This is a genomic window from Tolypothrix sp. PCC 7601 (genome assembly GCF_025677855.1).
Lineage (GTDB): Bacteria > Cyanobacteriota > Cyanobacteriia > Cyanobacteriales > Nostocaceae > Aulosira > Aulosira diplosiphon.
On sequence record NZ_CP064879.1, the window covers coordinates 6,876,593 to 6,894,956 of the forward strand.

The window sequence follows — 18,364 nt, forward strand, 5'->3', positions numbered from 1 at the left end:
TTTTCAAAGACTTTTGCCAAATACCTTCTCCCTAATTACCGGGACTCTCTGACATTGCCTCACACCATATAAATATTACTCAATCAATTTCCCAGGGAGACGGTGTGAACAAGGGGGAAATTTTCTCGGCTCTTATTATCAGTTTTTACATAAATTCTTTGTATTGATCAATATTTTTTTTATAAAGTTTGATTGCAATTACTACTCCACCCCTTGTGACAGCAGAATTTTAATATTTCAAGATTAGGGCTTCAAGTATTTTTCACAAACCACGTTTGCTCTGGACGCAAAATTACTGAAAAATCAGTAAAAACTGGCTGATACTCTCTCAGAAATAGTTTCACAATTTATCCAGTGGCATTACTCAAGCTATTAAGTAAAACTCACATTTAAAATGTATCTACCGATTTTATCTAATAGCTTTTAATTGATATTGCAAATAATTTTACTTAGATTATTTATGTAATATTAAAAACCAAGCGGTTAGTAACAGTCAAGATATAAATTGACTTTAAAAATTAGGGTCTGCACTGCCACAAGCTTCAAAAGGGTACTACTGAGTACTCTGAATACTTCCAGTTCAAAATTTGGTTAGATGGAAAAATCCATGCTGAGTGATCATAAAAACATTTCCATTCATCAATTAGTGGAATTTCAGGTGTCACGAACCCCTGATGCTGTAGCGGTTATTTTTCAAAATGAGCAATTAACATATAGAGAGCTAAATCAAAAAGCCAATCAATTAGCACATCACCTGAGAACTTTAGGTGTAAAACCAGAAACCTTAGTTGGGGTTTGTATAGAGCGATCGCTAGAGATGGTAGTCGCGTTGTTAGGGATACTCAAAGCAGGTGGTGCTTATATTCCTCTTGACCCTACTTATCCTAAAGATCGTTTAGCTTTTATCATCGAAGATACTCAAATTCCTATCCTGTTAACCCAAGAGCATTTACAGGCATTAGTTTCTCAACATCAGGGATATACTGTCTATATAAACAGCGATTGGCAGAACATAGCTCAACAGCCAATAGATAACCCTATTAGTGAAGTAAGACCTAACAATCTTGCTTATGTTATTTACACGTCTGGGTCTACAGGTATACCAAAAGGCGTAGCAATTGAACACCGCAATACAATTGCTCTGATTGATTGGGCCACAGAATTTTTTACTCCTGAGCAATTAAAGGGAGTGTTAGCCTCCACATCAATTTGCTTCGATTTGTCTGTTTTTGAATTGTTTGTCACTCTTTGTTGTGGTGGCAGGGTAATTCTCGCTCAGAATGCCTTAGAGTTACCTAACTTACCAGCAGCATTGGAAGTTACTTTGATCAATACTGTACCGTCAGCGATCGCAGCATTGCTCCGCATGGAAGGTATTCCCTCTTCTGTAAAGACTATTAACTTGGCAGGTGAGCCTTTACAAAATGCTCTGGTACAACAACTTTATCAGTTAGAGCATATTCAACAAGTCTTCAATCTTTATGGACCTACAGAGGATACAACCTATTCCACAGTAGCTTTGATCCGAAAAGGATCAACCGAAATTCCATCTATTGGTCGTCCTCTACCAAATACAAAAATTTATTTATTAGAAGTACCATCACGTAGGAAAAATGATCGCCTCAAACCTGTTCCAATGGGCGTAGCAGGTGAATTATATATCAGTGGTTCTGGGCTAGCTCGTGGTTATCTGAATCGCCCTGATTTAACATCTGAGAAGTTTATTCTTCATTCCTTAAATCAAGAAACAGAAGTGCGGCTCTACAGAACCGGAGATTTAGCTGTTTATTTGCCCGATGGTAACCTCAAGTTCCTTGGTCGGATAGATCACCAAATCAAAATTCGTGGCTTCCGTGTGGAATTAGGAGAAGTAGAAGCAGCTATCAACCAATATCCAGGAATAAGAGAGTCTGTAGTCATTCCTAGAGATGGTGAGTTTGGAGACAAACGCCTGGTTGCATATATTGTTCCAAAAACTCACAATGATTTAGAACAATTAAAGCCAATGGATCAGTTATATACTAAACAACTTCAAGAATGGAGAAATGTATGGGATGCCACTTATAGTCAGCCTTATGAAGATGTCGATCCAACTTTCAATTTTATTAGCTGGAATGATAGTTTTACAGGTCTACCAATACCAGTTGATGAGATGCATGAATATGTGAATTCAACAGTTAAGCACATTCTCTCCTTAAAACCTCAGCGAGTATTGGAGATTGGATGTGGTAATGGACTTCTCTTGTTTCGTATTGCTCCTCATTGTAGCCACTACTTCGGTACGGATATCTCTAAACAAGCTATCCATTATATTGAGCAGCAATTAAACAAAAGCAAGCCAAACTGGTCACATGTGAAAGTATCTGAGGGTGCAGCCCATGAGCTTGAAGGGTTAGAAGTAGGCAGTTTTGATACCGTGATTATTAACTCTGTAATTCAATACTTTCCTAGTGTGGATTATTTTTTACAAGTTATTGAGAAGGTTGTTCGATTGCTCAAACCAGGGGGGCAAATTTTTATAGGTGATGTTCGTAGTTTACCGTTACTAGAAACTTTTCATACCGCAGTTCAACTCAGCCAAGCTATTGCTTCTCTGTCTAGCAATCAACTCCAAAAGATAGTTCGGGAGCGAATGTTGCATGAAAGAGAACTAGTACTTCATCCTACTTTCTTTTCCACTCTGAAGCAGAGGATTCCCCGCATTAATCATGTTCAAACGTTTCTCAAACGAGGTCAATCTCAAAATGAACTGATTAGATTTCGCTTTGATGTCATCCTTCATGTAGAAGCTGATACATATCAGGATTTAGAGCCTCTATGTTGGGATTGGCAACAACAAGAACTATCAATTCCACTAATCTGCAAATTTCTTCAAGAGCAACAGCCAAAAATTCTCAAGATTATTAATGTACCTAATGCACGGGTATTCCTAGATGTGAAAGCAGTGGAATTGCTAGCAAGTAACAGTAAAGCAACAACTGTAGGACAGCTAAGGGAAACACTCTGGCAAATTCATGAATATACTAGAGTTCATCCAGAAGAATTTTGGAATATCAGTCAAGATTTACCCTATAACGCCCATATAACTTGGTCTGAGTTAAATGCACCAGGTACGTATGACGTTGTACTACAAAGCCAGTTAAAAATAATAGAGCAAAAGGCTATTCCTATCCTGCCAGAGCAACCATTAAAGTTAAAACCATTAAGTGCTTATGCTAATAATCCTCTTCAAGTCAACGAGAAAAGCAAATTGGGTCTAAAACTACGGACTTACCTGAAGGAAAAATTACCTCACTATATGGTTCCTTCAGCATTTGTAGTGATGGAAACACTACCCCTGACAACAAATGGAAAAATTGATCGGCGATCGCTACCTGAACCAAAAAAAGAGCGCCCAATGTTAAAAGAGGCATACATTGCGCCTTCAAATCTAATAGAACAACAGCTGGCTGAAATTTGGTCTCAGATTTTAGGAATAGAACAAGTAGGTATTTATGATAACTTTTTTGAACTCGGAGGACATTCTCTGGTTACAGCTCATCTGCTATCTCAAGTAGAAGAGGTTACTCATGTAAAAGTATCTTTATCCTACTTTCTTAGAGAACCAACGATAGCGGGATTAATTAAAGCAATTAATACTAATCAGAACTTAGATTGTGATGTTAATTTTGGGGCAGAAAATCAGATAGATTTATATACAGAAGCAATTTTAGATCCAACAATTTATCCTGAGCTACCCTTTGTTGAATCCAAAAATGAACCAAAACATATATTCTTGACTGGAGTAACAGGATTTTTAGGTGCTTTCTTACTGGATGAGCTTCTGAAACAAACTCCGGCAAATATTTATTGCTTAGTTCGTGCCTCTAATATTGAGCATGGGCGGCAAAAAATTCAAACTAATCTAGAGCGTTACAAACTTGGAAACAGTAAGTTAAGTTCTAAGGTAATTCCCATCTTAGGAGATTTGTCACAACCTTTATTAGGACTAACTAGCGCAAACTTCCGAGAGTTAGGTAACAAACTAGATCTAATTTATCATGCTGGCGCACTTGTAAATTTGGTTTATCCATACAATACATTACGAGCTACTAATGTGTTAGGAACTCAAGAGATTCTTAGGTTAGCTAGCCAGGGTAAAGCCACCCCTGTTCACTTCATTTCAACCATTGATGTATTAAAGCCGCTTATTTTTCGTGGCAAGAAGACTATTACAGAGGATGAACAACTTGATAATCCTTACGAGCTGAAACAGGGTTATACCCAAACTAAATGGGTTGCTGAGAAGCTAGTAATTGCTGCTCAGTCTAGAGGAATTCCTACATGTATTTATAGGCCAGGAATGATGTCTGGTCATAGTCAAACAGGTGTTTCTCAAACTAATGACTTGATAAACAGAATCATCAAAGGCATGATTCAGATGGGATCTGCACCTACTTGGGAGCAATGGATTAATTTAACTCCTATAGACTATGCTAGTAAAGCTATTTTATATTTATCAAGACAGCGAAAATCTTTAGGAAAAGTATTTCATATTGTTAATCCTAATCCATTATTTTGGAATGATATTGTTACTAATATCCAAAATTTTGGCTACTACATTAGGATTTTACCATATGATAAATGGCAAGCTGAATTGCTAAAATTAGATATTGAGCAAGAGAATGCATTAGAACCAATTATTCCTCTGTTTACCGAAAATATTTTTAATAACCAAATGACATATCTAGAAATTTTCTTAAGAACTTCTACAGTATTTGACTGTCGTAAGACTCTCGATATGCTTGTAGATACTTCCATAATTTGCCCAACCATCAATGCTAATATGCTCCAAAGTTATTTCGATTATCTTATTAATAAGAGTTTCATTAAACTTCCCAAATACGAAATTGATAAGAGTTTTGATAAAGACATAATAAAAACAATTTCAGAGTGTGAAAATATGGCTAAAAACTAATGTAATGAAGAAACAATATTAGATAAAACTACGATGTACAAGTAAATTAAGGGACAAAGCTTGCAATTGTACAAAGACCAGTCTAATGACATCTATGGGTTTGATATTACCTGGGTCAAGTTACTAATTAATTTTTCCTCAAGCGTTATTTGTTAAACCTAATAGGGAATTATTAACTATGAATAATAACTAGTACCATCAACCCAGCATCCATCAAACACCCTATAAAGTAAGACTCGTTAAGACTATGCAAAGCCACCTACGTAAATCAATCGGATCAAGATTATTCTTCTATGTATTAAGTGGTGCTTTGGTTGGATTAGGTAGTATGTCCTATTTCTTCTATAAAGCACTCGAATATCGGGCACAAAAAGAAATAGAAGCAAATCTCAGCACGCAAGTCAGGTCTGTTGAGGGAAAACTAGGTAGAGCAGAACAATCGATGCTAAGTCTGGTTGCAGGGGCTAAAACTTTGAACGATATAGGAATAAAAGATCCAGATGCTTATAAGAAAATAGTTTTTGAAATTCTTCAAAAACGCTCATCTCTAACTATGGGAGCTGGGTTTGGCCAAGCAGCTTACAAAATTCTCTCAGATAGGAAGTTTTATTGGCCTTATATATATAAAGATCAGAATATACCTGGTCAAGTAGGGAACCCTTTACCATTTCCTCATAATGATTATCGACTCACTGATATCTGTGGGCTTGAAGCAACTTGTTTTGAAAATGACTACTATACATTACCTGTAAAAGCGGGAAAAGAAGTCTGGTTAGAGCCATATAATTGGTTTGGAATTACTATGACCACCACTACATCTCCCGTATTCAATAATCGTGATGAACTTATTGGTGTTGTAGGATTGGATGTCAGCGTTACAGCACTTACAGAAGAAATCAAAAAACCCGTAACCTGGGGAGGAGGTTACTTTGCAATTGTCAGCCAAAAAGGTAATTTGCTGGCGTATCCACCAGAACCAGGAAAAGCTAAATCATTAGCAACCTATAAGGACATACCAGAGTTAAGGGATGTATGGAAGCAACTCGAAACCGATAATGATGGTTTTATGCAGGCTAAGGGTAAATACTGGGTATTTCAACGGGTACAGGGAACTAACTGGTTGATGTTAGCAGTAGTCCCTCAGTCAGTTGTGTTAGTCCCAGTATTATCTATTGCAGTTGGTGGTGCTTTAGGTGCTGGTATGGTACTAGCATTAGTGGTGACTTTGTTTATCCGTCAACTTAATAAACGCTTGCAACCAATTCTTGAAGAATGCCAGAAGCTAGCAGAAGTGGATGCTCAAAGGGCACTTCGTCTAGGTCAAGATGCTGTATTGGTTGTTAATAGCAGGCAAAACTATCAATCAGAGTTCCAAAACGCCGATGAAATCGAAATTTTGACACAGTCTTTCCACCAAATGACAGCACAATTAAAAGAGTCCTTTGAGGAGTTAGAACTGCGAGTTCAGGAACGTACATCTGAACTCCAAGAAGCTAAAGAATTAGCTGATAGTGCTAACAGAGCTAAAAGCGAATTCCTGGCTAACATGAGTCATGAACTTCGTACACCTCTCAATGGAATTTTAGGCTATGCTCAAATTCTGCAAAGTTCAAAAAATATGACAGAGAAGCAGCAGAAAGGGATTATAATTATTAACCAATGTGGTTCCCATCTGCTGACCCTAATTAACGATATTCTTGACCTTTCTAAAATCGAAGCCAGGAAAATGGAATTACATCCGACAAATTTTCATTTTCCCTCCTTTCTCCAAGCCGTCGCTGAAATTTGTAGAATTAAAGCAGAACAAAAAGGTCTAAACTTTATTTATCAACCAGATACTCAACTACCAACAGGTATCCATATTGATGAAAAGCGTTTAAGACAGGTTTTGATAAATTTATTGGGTAACGCAATTAAATTTACTGAAAAAGGTAATGTAACGTTTACGGTAAAAATTCTACAAATTAAAAGTATTTCTTTTCAAGAACCAGTAATTTATCAAATTCGCTTCCAAGTTGAAGATACTGGTGTGGGGATTAGTAGTGAGCAAATAGAGCAAATATTTTTACCTTTTGAGCAGGTAGGTAACCTCAAAAAACAATCAGAAGGAACAGGGTTAGGATTAGCTATTAGTCAAAAAATTGTTGAGATGATGGGTGGTACTATCGAAGTGCAAAGCCAACCCGAAAAAGGTAGTAGTTTTTGGTTTGATGCCGATATCCCTGAATCTTTAGAATGGGCGGATAAATCTAAAGTAACTCAACAAGGCTCTATCACTAGTTTTCAAGGAAAAAAACAAAAAATTCTGGTAGTAGATGATCGTTGGGAAAATCGCTCTGTGCTCATGAATTTACTGGAACCAATTGGTTTTGAAATTGTAGAAGCAGAAGATGGTAAAGAAGGATTAGCCAAAGCAGTTGATTATCAACCTAACTTAATAATTACTGATATTACTATGCCAGTGATGAACGGATTGGAAATGATTCAACATCTACGTAATTTACCAGATTATCAAGATATCAAGATTATTGTTTCATCAGCTAGTGTTTTTGATACTGACAAGCAGAAGAGTTTAGATGCTGGTGCCGATGATTTTCTACCTAAGCCAGTGCAAGCTTCTGACTTACTTGAAAAATTACAGACTCACCTAGAAATAGAATGGAATTATGAAGAAGAAAATAACTCATCATTACCACTTAGTCAAGAAATAGTACCCCCACCAATAGAAGAATTAAATCGCTTGTATGAGTTGGCTTTAAAAGGTCGAATTAAAGCTTTACAAAATCAATTATCTGAAATAGAAAAATCCGATCATAGATTTCTACCATTTGTTCAAGAGATTCAAACCTTAACTCAGAGTTTTCAAATAGAAAAAATTCAAAATCTTATTGAGAAATATATCAAATTTACTTAATAAAAATGCTTTAATAGTTAAAATAAAGCTATTTAAATCAATAATTTAAAATCAGTATAATGCAGAACTCAGATACCAATTTAATCTTGATAGTTGATGATACTCCTACAAATTTAGAAGTACTTTCAGAAGCTTTAACTGATGCAGGATTTGATGTTGCAGTTGCAACGACTGGTGAAAGTGCTATTAAGCAAATCGAATACGATCCACCAGAGTTGATTTTATTAGATGTAATGATGCCAGGTATTGATGGATTTGAAACTTGTTGTCGACTAAAAGCAAATCCGAAAACCAAAAATATCCCCATCATTTTTATGACTGCTCTGAGTGACACAGTGGATAAAGTCAAAGGACTTTCTTTAGGTGCCGTAGACTATATTACTAAGCCATTTCAACAAGCAGAAGCACTAGCTCGTATTCAAGTTCACTTGAAGCTGCAAAATATTAGTGCGGCAATGGAAAAACAAAATGTGCGTCTTAAACAAGAAATTACAGAACGTGCTAACGCTGAAACTGCATTGCAAAAGTTAACTCAAGAGTTAGAGCAAAGGGTTACAGAAAGAACTAAGGAACTATCGCAAGCATTACAAGACCTGAAAAATGCTCAAGTTCAATTGATTCAAACAGAAAAGTTAGCCACACTAGGCCAATTGGTAGCAGGTGTAGCGCACGAAATTAACAATCCCATAAACTTTATTCATGGCAATCTCGATCACGCCAGTTCCTACATTAATGACTTGTTAGAACTCCTCAAACTTTATCAAACTCAGTTTCCTGAATCCACTCCAGAGATTACTAAAAAATCAAAGGAAATTGACCTAGATTTTATGAGGGCAGATTTACCCAAGATTATCTCTTCAATGGCAGTTGGAACGCAACGAATTCAAGAAATTGTCCAATCTTTCCGCAACTTCTCCCGCCACGACGAGGCGGAAGTTAAACAAGTCGATATTCATGATGGATTAGACAGTACGCTAATGATGATTGACCATCGGTTGAAAGCCAGTACAGAATATCCACCAATTCAGGTGGTTAAGGACTATGGAAACTTACCACCAGTAGAATGCTTTGCTGGACAAATAAACCAAGTCTTTATGAACGTCCTCAGCAATGCCATTGATGCTTTAGAAGAGTTAATGGGAGATGGGCATAGTTATTGTACCTTATCACCGATGATTCGGATTCAGACAGAAATTGTCGGTGCTAATCGTATTGCTATTCGGATTGCTGATAATGGCCCAGGTATACCGAAAGAAGTCCAAAAGCGGGTATTTGACCCTTTCTTCACGACTAAACCAGCAGGTAAAGGAACAGGATTAGGGATGTCAATTAGCCATCAAATTGTTACGGAAAAACATGGTGGTTCATTGTCATGTATTTCCAGTCCAGGCAAAGGTGCAGAGTTTATCATTGAAATTCCAATTCAATTGATTAAGTTGTCCAATACAAACTGGTGGCAGTCTCAAGATGTACCGACAAACTCTATGCAGAATCAATCATTTCCTCATTATCGTCAAGATATAGCAATTCTCAATGAATTGTGAAAATCTCTGATGATTTCTCAATTCTATAAAGGCTAAAATTAATTTAGGTAAATATTAATAACATCAACTACTCTGAATTCATATGATTAAGAACTGCTATTTATTTGCGATATAATCGTCCACTACGAACTTGTACCACTGGATGGTTACATTGACGTACTAGTTGTTCATCATGAGTCGTGACAATTACAGTTGCGCCAAAAGAATTTAATTTTTGGAGAATCTGCATAACTTGCCAAGAGTTATCTGGATCGAGGTTTCCTGTAGGTTCATCTGCCAAAAGTAGTGGAGGTGTTGCCACAATCGCACGTGCAATACTCACTCGTTGTTGTTCTCCGCCAGAGAGTTGATCGGGAAAGCAATCAGCTTTAGAAAGCAAACCCACTAGTTTTAATGTTGGTTCTAAACGACGTTGAATTTCTTTGCGGGTATAACCTTGAGCTTGCAAGATAAAGGTGATATTTTCAGCTACTGTCCGTTGGCGAATCAGCTTATAGTCCTGAAAAACAATGCCAATGCGCCGCCGCAATAATGACAAGCGATCGCCCCTTAAAGATGCCATATTGAATTGATCGACAATTACTTCTCCTTTTGTTGCTAACTCTTCACCATACAGTAACTTCAAGAGAGTTGATTTACCAGAACCACTGGGGCCTGTGATAAATAAAAATTCTTTTTCTTTTACCTCTAAGTTTACGTCCAACAAAGCATGACAGCCGTTGGCATAGGTTTTGGTCACAGAAGACAATCTTAATATAACTGGAGCGTTGCTACTTTGCTTTTGAGTTTCAATGTCCTGATGAACAAATTGCTTCTGTGTTGCTTGAGTGGTTAATACTGGCATTGCTGAATTGTTAGGTACAGACTGAGATTTAAATATTTGAAATTCCTTACAAAATTAATGATTCCCAAGCTAAACCCGGGAATCACAAATCTCAAACCAAAAATCTCAAATTTCTCAATAAGTAATTCTTACCACTCAAGGCTGAGGACTCAAAACTTGTATCCCTAACTAATTGCACCTCTTGCAGTGAAGTGATAAACAAAAGCTTTGAAGGCAAACTCTGGCAAAGCTAACATCCGTCGCCAGCGCCAAGGCTCTTGATAAAGCCGATACAGCCATTCTAAATTGTTATTTCCTAACCAAGCAGGAGCACGGTTTTTCACACCAGACCAAATATCAAAACTGCCACCAACACCAATCCAAATTGCGTGGGGACACAAATGACGATTTTCCGCAATCCATAATTCTTGACGTGGTACACCTAAACCTACAAATATAACTTGTGGCTGCAACTGGCTGAGAGTTTGCCGCAACTGTTCTTCTTCTTGTTTAGAATGATAGCCAGAGTGAGTACCTGTTATTGTCAATCCTGGGATTCTTTGCTGACAAAATTCCGCTGCTTTTGCAGCGACACCAGGTGCTCCTCCATAGAAAAATACTTTTGCATCTGGCTGTTTTTGTCCCAAATCTCGCAATAGTGTTTCTGCTAGTTCAATACCTGGACAACGTTGCACTTTTTGCCATAAAAGCCAGCGCAAATACAAAACAACTCCTGCTCCATCAGGAATGACTAAATCAGCATCTTGAATTACTTTCGCTAAGGAACCATTGCGCTCTGCTTGCATAGTCATTTCTGCATTGAGAGTGACTACATGAGTGCCTTTGCCTTGTTTTAAGCATTCAAGCAACCAAGCGGGGTAGTTCGCCATCACGTGAACTGGTATTCCCAACACTGAAAACGCTTTAGTCTGTTTAGACATAACAGATTCTTCCTTCACCTCTCACCACAATTTATAGAACGTTAGTCTATCAAATTTTTTAATATATTGCTTGTTGTAATTTTAGCAACAACGAATAGGTTTTTAACATCGATAAAACTCAGTAAATTATCTTTTACAGTTGGTTTAAAAAATAAGATGATCACAGTATTTTCAATATTTTACTTCATAAAAATTTCTTATATAAAAGATGTAGCAGTCATAAATTACCTACACCCTCGAATGAAAAAGGGACTTTGGCAAGAGCTTAGGGTTAGTATTTTTTACTCGGTATAAGCACTAGGTTAGCTTTAGCAGATAGACTATTACACCTAACTTTGGAGACAAAAAAGCTATGATTTACGCAAACAATAGCGGAAAATTAGCATTTCCGCTAGAGACATTTATGTATTTCTTCCGAGTTCTTGTATTTATGTGTAAGCCTTCTAAGCATGAAAATCCTTTTTTGCTAATGTTTGGTTTTCGGTTGGGGTAAACCCCTGTTGATTCTATGATTGAAGTGTATTGTTCCCAGAGAGAATGAATGCCTGTGGTAAGAGCAACACCCTTAAGTGTTAGCCTGAGTCACAACGCACTTCTAGCATTTGTAAGGAAATGTCTTGCAATTGCATCTCTCACAAATTTTGAACTTTTGAGTAAACTCGATTTTACAGTTAAGGTAGTGTAACGGGCGGAACTTGGCTATGAGTAAAATTCGTATTGCTCTCATTGAAGATCATGACCTCACCCGTGTGGGTATTCGGACAGCACTACTGCAAAAAGAAGAAATTGAGATTGTAGGAGAAGCTGCCAATGCTGCAGAAGGTCTAAAAATGCTAAAAATGCTACAACCGGATATTGCGATTGTAGATATTGGGTTACCAGATAAAGATGGCATTGAGTTAACGCGGGAGTTGAAATCTACTAGTAATGGAGAAGATTTAAGAACAAAAGTATTAATTTTGACACTAAGAGATAACAAGGAAGCTGTGCTAGCAGCTTTTGCTGCTGGGGCTGATTCTTACTGTATGAAAGATATCAAATTCGATAATTTACTGGAAGCAGTGCGAGTCACATACAATGGCAACGCTTGGATTGATCCAGCGATCGCGCGAATTGTATTGCAACAAGCACAACAAAATCCTGCTAAACAGGATAAAGTGTCATTAGACAGCAAAAATACTTTTCTTACCTCTGATCCTGGGGAAAATCCAGAAAATATAGATGCTTATACGCTGACAGAAAGGGAATTGGAAGTGTTACAGTTGATTGTCGAAGGTTGTAGTAATGCAGTTATCGCTGAGAGACTTTATATCACAGTCGGTACAGTAAAAACTCACGTTCGGAATATTTTGAACAAGCTATGTGCTGACGATCGCACCCAAGCCGCAGTTCGTGCCTTGCGTTCTGGATTAGTGGGATAGGGTTGATTTTAGCTGTAGCACCCAGTGCAGGAATTTAAAGAGAAATTTACAACTTTGACCCAATTCTCAAGTTCAAAGTGGGTAACTTCTCTTTATAGGTAATTTTTTGATTATGTCATGATTTATTATGTGTGATAAAAATTACACTATTTTGCTATTGCAGTATCTAAAAAGTTAAAGTCAAATATGACTGAAGTAGAAATATGCAAACTTAAGCTCATGGTGGTAGATGATGAGCCAGATAACTTAGACTTACTCTACCGCACTTTTAGACGAGATTTTGAAGTATATCAAGCCAATCATGCTCGTGCTGCCCTAGAAATATTAGACAAAGAAGGCGAGATGGCCGTGATTATTTCTGACCAAAGAATGCCAGAAATGAACGGTACGGAATTTCTCAGTCGCACAGTGGAGCGCTTTCCCGATACGATTAGGATTCTGTTGACTGGTTTTACGGATGTCGAAGACTTAGTAGATGCAATTAACTCTGGTCAGGTATTCAAGTACATCACCAAACCCTGGAACCCGCAACGATTGAAAGCATTAGTAGAACAAGCAACTGATACTTATCGTTTGGTAAAAAAGCGTACCCAAGAGTTAAGGCGTGCTTTGCGGCGAGAATCTTTGTTTAATGCAGTAACAACAGCAATTCGGGAGTCTTTAGACTACGACAGTATGCTGCACAAGATTGTTGCCACTATTGGAGAAACGTTTGAAGCTACTTGTTGCTTTCTAAGGCCTGTAGAGGGTGATTCTCTGACATCAGACCTGTATTCCTACCAAAATCCTCAATACAATGCATCAAGCAGTGTTTTCGATCCCAGTGAGTTAATCGAAAAAGTCCTTGCAACTCATCAATACCAACTGACTCAAGGTACAGATGATGGTAATCCTTGCCACCAATTAGTTGTGCCATTATCTTACCAACAACACTTACTGGCTGTTCTGGCTCTCTACCAAAGAGGTAGCGTTCATTCTTGGCAAGATGAAGATATCCAACTAATTGCAGGTGTGGCGGAACAAGCAGCCTTAGCCCTCTCTCAGGCAAAATTATACCAGCGCCTGCAAGAAAAACAGCAGCAAATTCGCGCTGAATTAGAAGTGGCTCGCCAAATTCAAAATAATCTGCTCAGGCAAAGTTTACCAGATATCAAGGGTGTGAAAGTGCAAGCTTGCTGCTATGCGGCGCGGGAGGTAGGAGGAGATTTTTTTGAAGTTTTTGTTCATCCCAAAGGTGACTTGTGGTTAGCAGTGGGTGATGTTTCTGGTAAAGGAGTTCCAGCGGCTTTGTTTATGGCTAGTGCCATTTCGGTTTTACGTCGGGAATTATCTCAGGAAACACCAGCTGAGCCAAATGTGGTCATGCAGAATTTGAATCATGCTATGTCGGATGACTTGATTAGCAATAATTGCTTTATCACTCTCGTCTTAGCTTGTTATACCCCTAGCACTAGGGAACTGGTTTATGCTAACGCTGGTCACATTTATCCCTTACTCTGGTCATCGCCTACAAGTGCTACCGAACAACCACACTACCTAAAGGTACGCAGTGTTCCCTTAGGTATTTTACCCAAGTGGCAAGCACAGTCTGGTCGTTTAGTGTTAAATCGTCAAGATACCTTACTCTTAGCCAGTGATGGAATTACAGAAGCAATGGTATCAAGTAATGTATTTAGTAGTGATAATACTGGGAATGGTAGTCAAGGATTTAGCCGTTCAATGCTAAATCAAGATGGTCTTTGGCAACTTTTACAACAGGAACCAAAACCGCTTTCTCTTACTCATCTACTAACTCGCATCCAGGCAAACAACCAAGTTCAAGAAGATGACCAAACTATACTCTCATTGGAGGTTTTATAACTAATGAAAAGTGAGTTACACGTACCTAGTGACTTAAATTTTTTAAACATCGTTGAAAACTGGTTGCTGGGATGCCTGAAAATCCAGCTAGGAGAATCGGTTGATTGGTCACGGCAATCAAGTCGTTTGCGGCTAGCTTTGGTTGAAGCCTACTCGAATGTAGTACGTCATGCCCATAAAGAACAGCCCAATTTGCCAGTGTTACTGCGTTTGGAACTTAAGGAACGGGATTTAGCCTTAGAAGTTTGGGATTATGGTGAAGGCTTTGATATGTCTACCTACTTTCCGCCGAATCCTGTCGCCAAACAAGAAGGCGGCTATGGTTGGCTAATTATGAATCGATTAATGGATAAAGTAGAGTATCAGTTGCAAGTAGATGGTGCTAACTGCCTCAAGTTAGAAGCGACATTGCCAGAATTAGTACAGAAAAGCTGAATTAAGTAGGCGTAGAGTCTCGGATAGAGTACGAGGCTTAAAGCTTTGAGACAATTTGCAATCGGAGCTTGAATTCTGTAGCTGCCTAAGATCTATATTGCTGTTCCCTAATTTCTCATTGAGCAATCAAGACTTGCTTAAGCTGTGTGATGGAGTTGAAGCGATCGCACATTTTCTTCACACTATTAAGCTAAATGCCTGAATTTTGCCAAACCTATATTAAAAACTAAATGGTTCCCAGCCACAGGCTAGAAACCAATCAGCACCAGAGATATTGACCTGTAATATTGAGTTACTTCATCCGCAGATTAGTATCTTTGCCATCTCTGCCTACTAAAGTAGGGGTAGGGATGCTTTGACCTGACGAAGTATTTTTTAAAGCAGCCCAACTACTCGCAATTGGCATTCGCCAACCAGTACCAAAAGCGCGATCGGTGATTTTTAAGCCAGGGGGTGCTTGTCGCCGTTTAAATTCTGCACGGGCTAGCATTTGAATTACTCGGTCTACAATGACTGCATCATGTCCAGCACTGACAATTTCGGCTGCTGATTGGTGTTGGTGAATTAGGCGTTCTAAGATGTCATCTAGAACTTCATAGGGTGGAAGAGAATCTTGATCTACTTGTCCTGGTTTGAGTTCAGCACTTGGTGCTTTAGTGAGAACATTTTGGGGAATAATTTCGCCATTGCGATTTAACCAATGACAAATTGAATAAACGCGGGTTTTGGGAACATCCGCAATGACTGCTAACCCGCCATTCATATCTCCGTAAAGGGTACAGTAACCAACTGCCATTTCTGACTTATTACCAGTCGATAACAGGAGGTAGCCAAATTTATTGGCGATCGCCATTAATAAATTACCCCGAATTCGAGATTGCAGATTCTCTTCGGCAATGCCAAACTCAGTACCTGCAAACAACTCAGCTAAGGAGTTGTCAAAGCTTTTCATCGGTTCGGCAATTGGTAATGTAGTGGTTTTTATACCCAAATTCTCACCTAATGCTAAACCATCGCTGATGGAATGATCGGAACTATAGGGAGAAGGCATTAACACACCAAAGACATTTTCCTTACCAAGTGCAGCCACTGCGATCGCAGCTACTAATGAAGAATCAATCCCGCCACTTAAACCCAGCACTACTTTAGTAAAGCCACACTTATGGGCGTAATCACGCACACCTAAAACCAAAGCTTGCCAAATTTCAGCATCTGCTGAATCATCAACAGGCGCTACTTTACCTAACTTAAAATCTCGCTGTTTTTCATCAAATTCCACTATCAGCAAGTCAGTTTCAAATCCACGGGCGCGAGATACAATTTCACCTTGACGACTTAAGGCAAAACTGCACCCATCAAATATCAAGTCGTCATTGCCACCAATTTGGTTAGCATAGATCAACGGCTGCTGAAAACGTACTGCACTATGCTTGAGCATAGCTTCGCGGAACTGCTGTTTACCGACGCTGTAAGGTGAAGCAGACAAATTGACAATTAAATCCACGCCCAAAATTGCTAAATCCGCGATCGGGTTAACTGCATAACTGCGTTTACCCCAAAATTCCTCATCATTCCATAAGTCTTCACAAACCGTAACACCAATATGCAAATCGTCCAAGGTGAAATAATTGGCTTGTAATCCTGGTTCAAAATAGCGGTTTTCGTCAAACACATCGTAGGTAGGTAAAAGCCGCTTGTGAAAAACTTGTTTTACCTGTCCACCTTGTAACAAAGCGATGCTATTAAATAAAGATTTACCACCGGTGGTATTAGCTTTAAGATTTTCTTCTACAGTACCTACCAAAACAGCTAAATTTGGCGGTAAATCTCTAGCTAATTGTTGCAAAGTTGTACCCATCGCCGCTATAAAACTGGGATTTAGCAATAAATCCCTTGGGGGATAGCCACACAAAGAAAGTTCTGGTGTTAATAACAACCGCGCCCCAGATGCTACTGCTTTATGTGCTGCCTGGAGAATTTGCCCAGCGTTTCCAGGTAAGTCACCAATTTTAGGATTTAGTTGAGCGATCGCAATTTTCATATTGGTTATTTGTCATTTGTTATTTGTCATTGGTCATTTATCATTTGACCTGGGACTTTACAGTTAAATAAATACCAAAGGCTTATCCTTGAAAGGAGCAAAAGCTTCAGCATCAAACTTATACAAACTAGCTGGACGACCAGCGCCACGGGATACCTTAACTCCGGTATCGCACAAAAAACCTAACTTGAGTAGACGGGCGCGAAAGTTAGAATAATCAGAAAAGTTTTCCCCTAAAACTGTGGTGTATAACTGATATAAATCATTGAGAGTAAACATTTCTGGTAAAACTTCAAAAGCCACCGGACTGTACTCTAATTTATTTCGCAAACGCCTATGTCCGTAGCTGAGAATTTGATTGTGGTCAAAGGCTAATTTTGGTAATTGTTTGAGTGGATACCAAGCTATACCTGTGACTCCATCAGCAATTAATTCTGCTTCCTCAAACCGTACTAAAGCAAAGTAGCTGACGGAGAGATAACGCACACCGTAACTATCGGTAGCTTCTCGGGGATCGCGATTGGGGCCGCCAAAAGTATATAACTGTTCTAAATAGAGATTTTTAACTCTGATTTTTTCAGCCATGATGCGATAGGCAGCATCTTCTAAAGATTCTCCTTGACGCACCAAAGTACCAGGAAGACTCCAACAATTTAAAAATGGCTCTTGTTGCCGCATCACCAACAGCACGAGCAGTCGATTTTGGGCAGTATCTACAGAAAAAATTACATTATCAACACCAACCTTGAAATCAGCCAAAGGTTGTTGGTTTAACGGAGTTGGAAACTTTTTGTGGTTGCGTCCTGGCATTTGTACAAATGCTCTCGATTAATATAGGCAACTATAGGGGGAGTTAGGGCTTGGGAATCCCCATGTTCGCGATAGGCTGTGGAGGAAATATCTAGTCCAGTCAAGCTGGCGATCGCAATTTTCCCGCCTAGCTTTTGCACTTCCCCGAAGCTAGACTCATCTATCGCATATCCCGGTCGCGGCACTACTAATAATTGCACTTGCCGCAACAAATCTTCAACTTTATACCATCGGGGTAGCTGATTCAGCAAATCGGAACCAATCACCAAAGTATATTCGGGATCTTCTCCCCAACGCATTTTTGCTTTTTCTAGAGTTTCTAGAGTGCGGAAGCTACTCAATTCTTGTTCCAAAGCAATATTGTGTCGTGATGTCTGGATACCCGCAATTAATAATTGCAGCATTGCCGCCCGATGTATTAATGCTGTTTGATGGGATTTAAAGGGATTATCTGCCGCCCAAACTGCTACCCAATCATAACGCTCAGATAACCAACTTAGAATAGCCTGATGCCCAGCAGTTGGTGGATCGGCACTAGTACCAAACAAAGCAATTCTCATAATGTTATACGATTTTGGATTTTAGTTTTGGAGTTGTGGATTGGAAATGGCTGTTTAT

11 protein-coding genes are annotated in these 18,364 nt (G+C 38.7%); 6 read left to right on the forward strand and 5 right to left on the reverse strand.

Annotation, left to right across the window (positions count from 1 at the left end; genetic code table 11):
• The first annotated feature begins 607 nt into the window (after positions 1–607).
• The 3 genes from HG267_RS27740 (at position 608) to HG267_RS27750 (ending at position 9,415) form a co-directional block, all read left to right on the forward strand.
• A complete protein-coding gene (locus HG267_RS27740) occupies positions 608–4,957 on the forward strand; it encodes an amino acid adenylation domain-containing protein (protein ID WP_045874836.1) in 4,350 nt (1,449 codons plus the stop codon).
• A gap of 328 nt (positions 4,958–5,285) precedes the next feature.
• A complete protein-coding gene (locus HG267_RS27745) occupies positions 5,286–7,871 on the forward strand; it encodes a hybrid sensor histidine kinase/response regulator (protein WP_235623152.1) in 2,586 nt (861 codons plus the stop codon).
• Between the two features lie 59 nt (positions 7,872–7,930).
• Positions 7,931–9,415, forward strand: a complete 1,485-nt coding sequence (locus tag HG267_RS27750) for a response regulator (RefSeq protein ID WP_081584185.1) — start codon at positions 7,931–7,933, stop codon at positions 9,413–9,415.
• Positions 9,416–9,515: 100 nt separating this feature from the next.
• Here the strand turns inward: HG267_RS27750 and ftsE are convergent, their stop codons facing one another.
• Both ftsE and HG267_RS27760 read right to left on the reverse strand, forming a co-directional pair.
• Positions 9,516–10,259 carry a cell division ATP-binding protein FtsE gene (ftsE, locus tag HG267_RS27755; RefSeq protein ID WP_045874834.1) on the reverse strand — a complete coding sequence of 248 codons (744 nt, stop codon included), beginning with the start codon at positions 10,257–10,259 and terminating at the stop codon, positions 9,516–9,518.
• A gap of 164 nt (positions 10,260–10,423) precedes the next feature.
• Entirely contained in the window at positions 10,424–11,179 is a 756-nt protein-coding gene (locus tag HG267_RS27760; protein WP_045874833.1) for a WecB/TagA/CpsF family glycosyltransferase, read from the reverse strand.
• Positions 11,180–11,880: 701 nt separating this feature from the next.
• Between HG267_RS27760 and HG267_RS27765 the strand changes: the two genes are divergently transcribed.
• The 3 genes from HG267_RS27765 (at position 11,881) to HG267_RS27775 (ending at position 14,895) form a co-directional block, all read left to right on the forward strand.
• Positions 11,881–12,600 (forward strand): response regulator transcription factor, encoded by a 720-nt coding sequence (locus HG267_RS27765; protein WP_045874832.1) that lies wholly within the window; start codon positions 11,881–11,883, stop codon positions 12,598–12,600.
• Positions 12,601–12,786: 186 nt separating this feature from the next.
• The gene (locus HG267_RS27770) at positions 12,787–14,460 is read left to right on the forward strand and encodes a SpoIIE family protein phosphatase (protein WP_045874831.1); all 1,674 of its coding nucleotides are present in this window, start codon (positions 12,787–12,789) and stop codon (positions 14,458–14,460) included.
• A gap of 3 nt (positions 14,461–14,463) precedes the next feature.
• Positions 14,464–14,895 (forward strand): ATP-binding protein, encoded by a 432-nt coding sequence (locus HG267_RS27775; protein WP_045874830.1) that lies wholly within the window; start codon positions 14,464–14,466, stop codon positions 14,893–14,895.
• Between the two features lie 292 nt (positions 14,896–15,187).
• Here the strand turns inward: HG267_RS27775 and HG267_RS27780 are convergent, their stop codons facing one another.
• From HG267_RS27780 to HG267_RS27790, 3 genes are all read right to left on the reverse strand, one after another.
• Positions 15,188–16,936 (reverse strand): NAD+ synthase, encoded by a 1,749-nt coding sequence (locus HG267_RS27780; protein WP_045874829.1) that lies wholly within the window; start codon positions 16,934–16,936, stop codon positions 15,188–15,190.
• A gap of 63 nt (positions 16,937–16,999) precedes the next feature.
• Complete coding sequence (locus tag HG267_RS27785; protein ID WP_045874828.1) at positions 17,000–17,746, reverse strand: NUDIX hydrolase; 747 nt, start codon at positions 17,744–17,746, stop codon at positions 17,000–17,002.
• Positions 17,707–18,306: a nicotinate-nucleotide adenylyltransferase gene (locus HG267_RS27790; protein ID WP_045874827.1), complete on the reverse strand. Its 600-nt coding sequence runs from the start codon at positions 18,304–18,306 to the stop codon at positions 17,707–17,709. The genes HG267_RS27785 and HG267_RS27790 overlap by 40 nt, the downstream gene beginning before the upstream one ends.
• Positions 18,307–18,364: the final 58 nt, after the last annotated feature.

What these genes read in the sequence shown, in the direction of transcription:
- HG267_RS27760 (WP_045874833.1), bottom strand. Translation starts at nt 11,179, where the DNA reads ATGTCTAAACAGACTAAAGCGTTTTCAGTGTTGGGAATACCAGTTCAC.
- HG267_RS27740 (WP_045874836.1), top strand. Translation starts at nt 608, where the DNA reads ATGCTGAGTGATCATAAAAACATTTCCATTCATCAATTAGTGGAATTT.
- HG267_RS27745 (WP_235623152.1), top strand. Translation starts at nt 5,286, where the DNA reads ATGTCCTATTTCTTCTATAAAGCACTCGAATATCGGGCACAAAAAGAA.
- HG267_RS27765 (WP_045874832.1), top strand. Translation starts at nt 11,881, where the DNA reads ATGAGTAAAATTCGTATTGCTCTCATTGAAGATCATGACCTCACCCGT.
- ftsE (WP_045874834.1), bottom strand. Translation starts at nt 10,259, where the DNA reads ATGCCAGTATTAACCACTCAAGCAACACAGAAGCAATTTGTTCATCAG.
- HG267_RS27775 (WP_045874830.1), top strand. Translation starts at nt 14,464, where the DNA reads ATGAAAAGTGAGTTACACGTACCTAGTGACTTAAATTTTTTAAACATC.
- HG267_RS27780 (WP_045874829.1), bottom strand. Translation starts at nt 16,936, where the DNA reads ATGAAAATTGCGATCGCTCAACTAAATCCTAAAATTGGTGACTTACCT.
- HG267_RS27750 (WP_081584185.1), top strand. Translation starts at nt 7,931, where the DNA reads ATGCAGAACTCAGATACCAATTTAATCTTGATAGTTGATGATACTCCT.
- HG267_RS27790 (WP_045874827.1), bottom strand. Translation starts at nt 18,306, where the DNA reads ATGAGAATTGCTTTGTTTGGTACTAGTGCCGATCCACCAACTGCTGGG.
- HG267_RS27770 (WP_045874831.1), top strand. Translation starts at nt 12,787, where the DNA reads ATGACTGAAGTAGAAATATGCAAACTTAAGCTCATGGTGGTAGATGAT.
- HG267_RS27785 (WP_045874828.1), bottom strand. Translation starts at nt 17,746, where the DNA reads ATGCCAGGACGCAACCACAAAAAGTTTCCAACTCCGTTAAACCAACAA.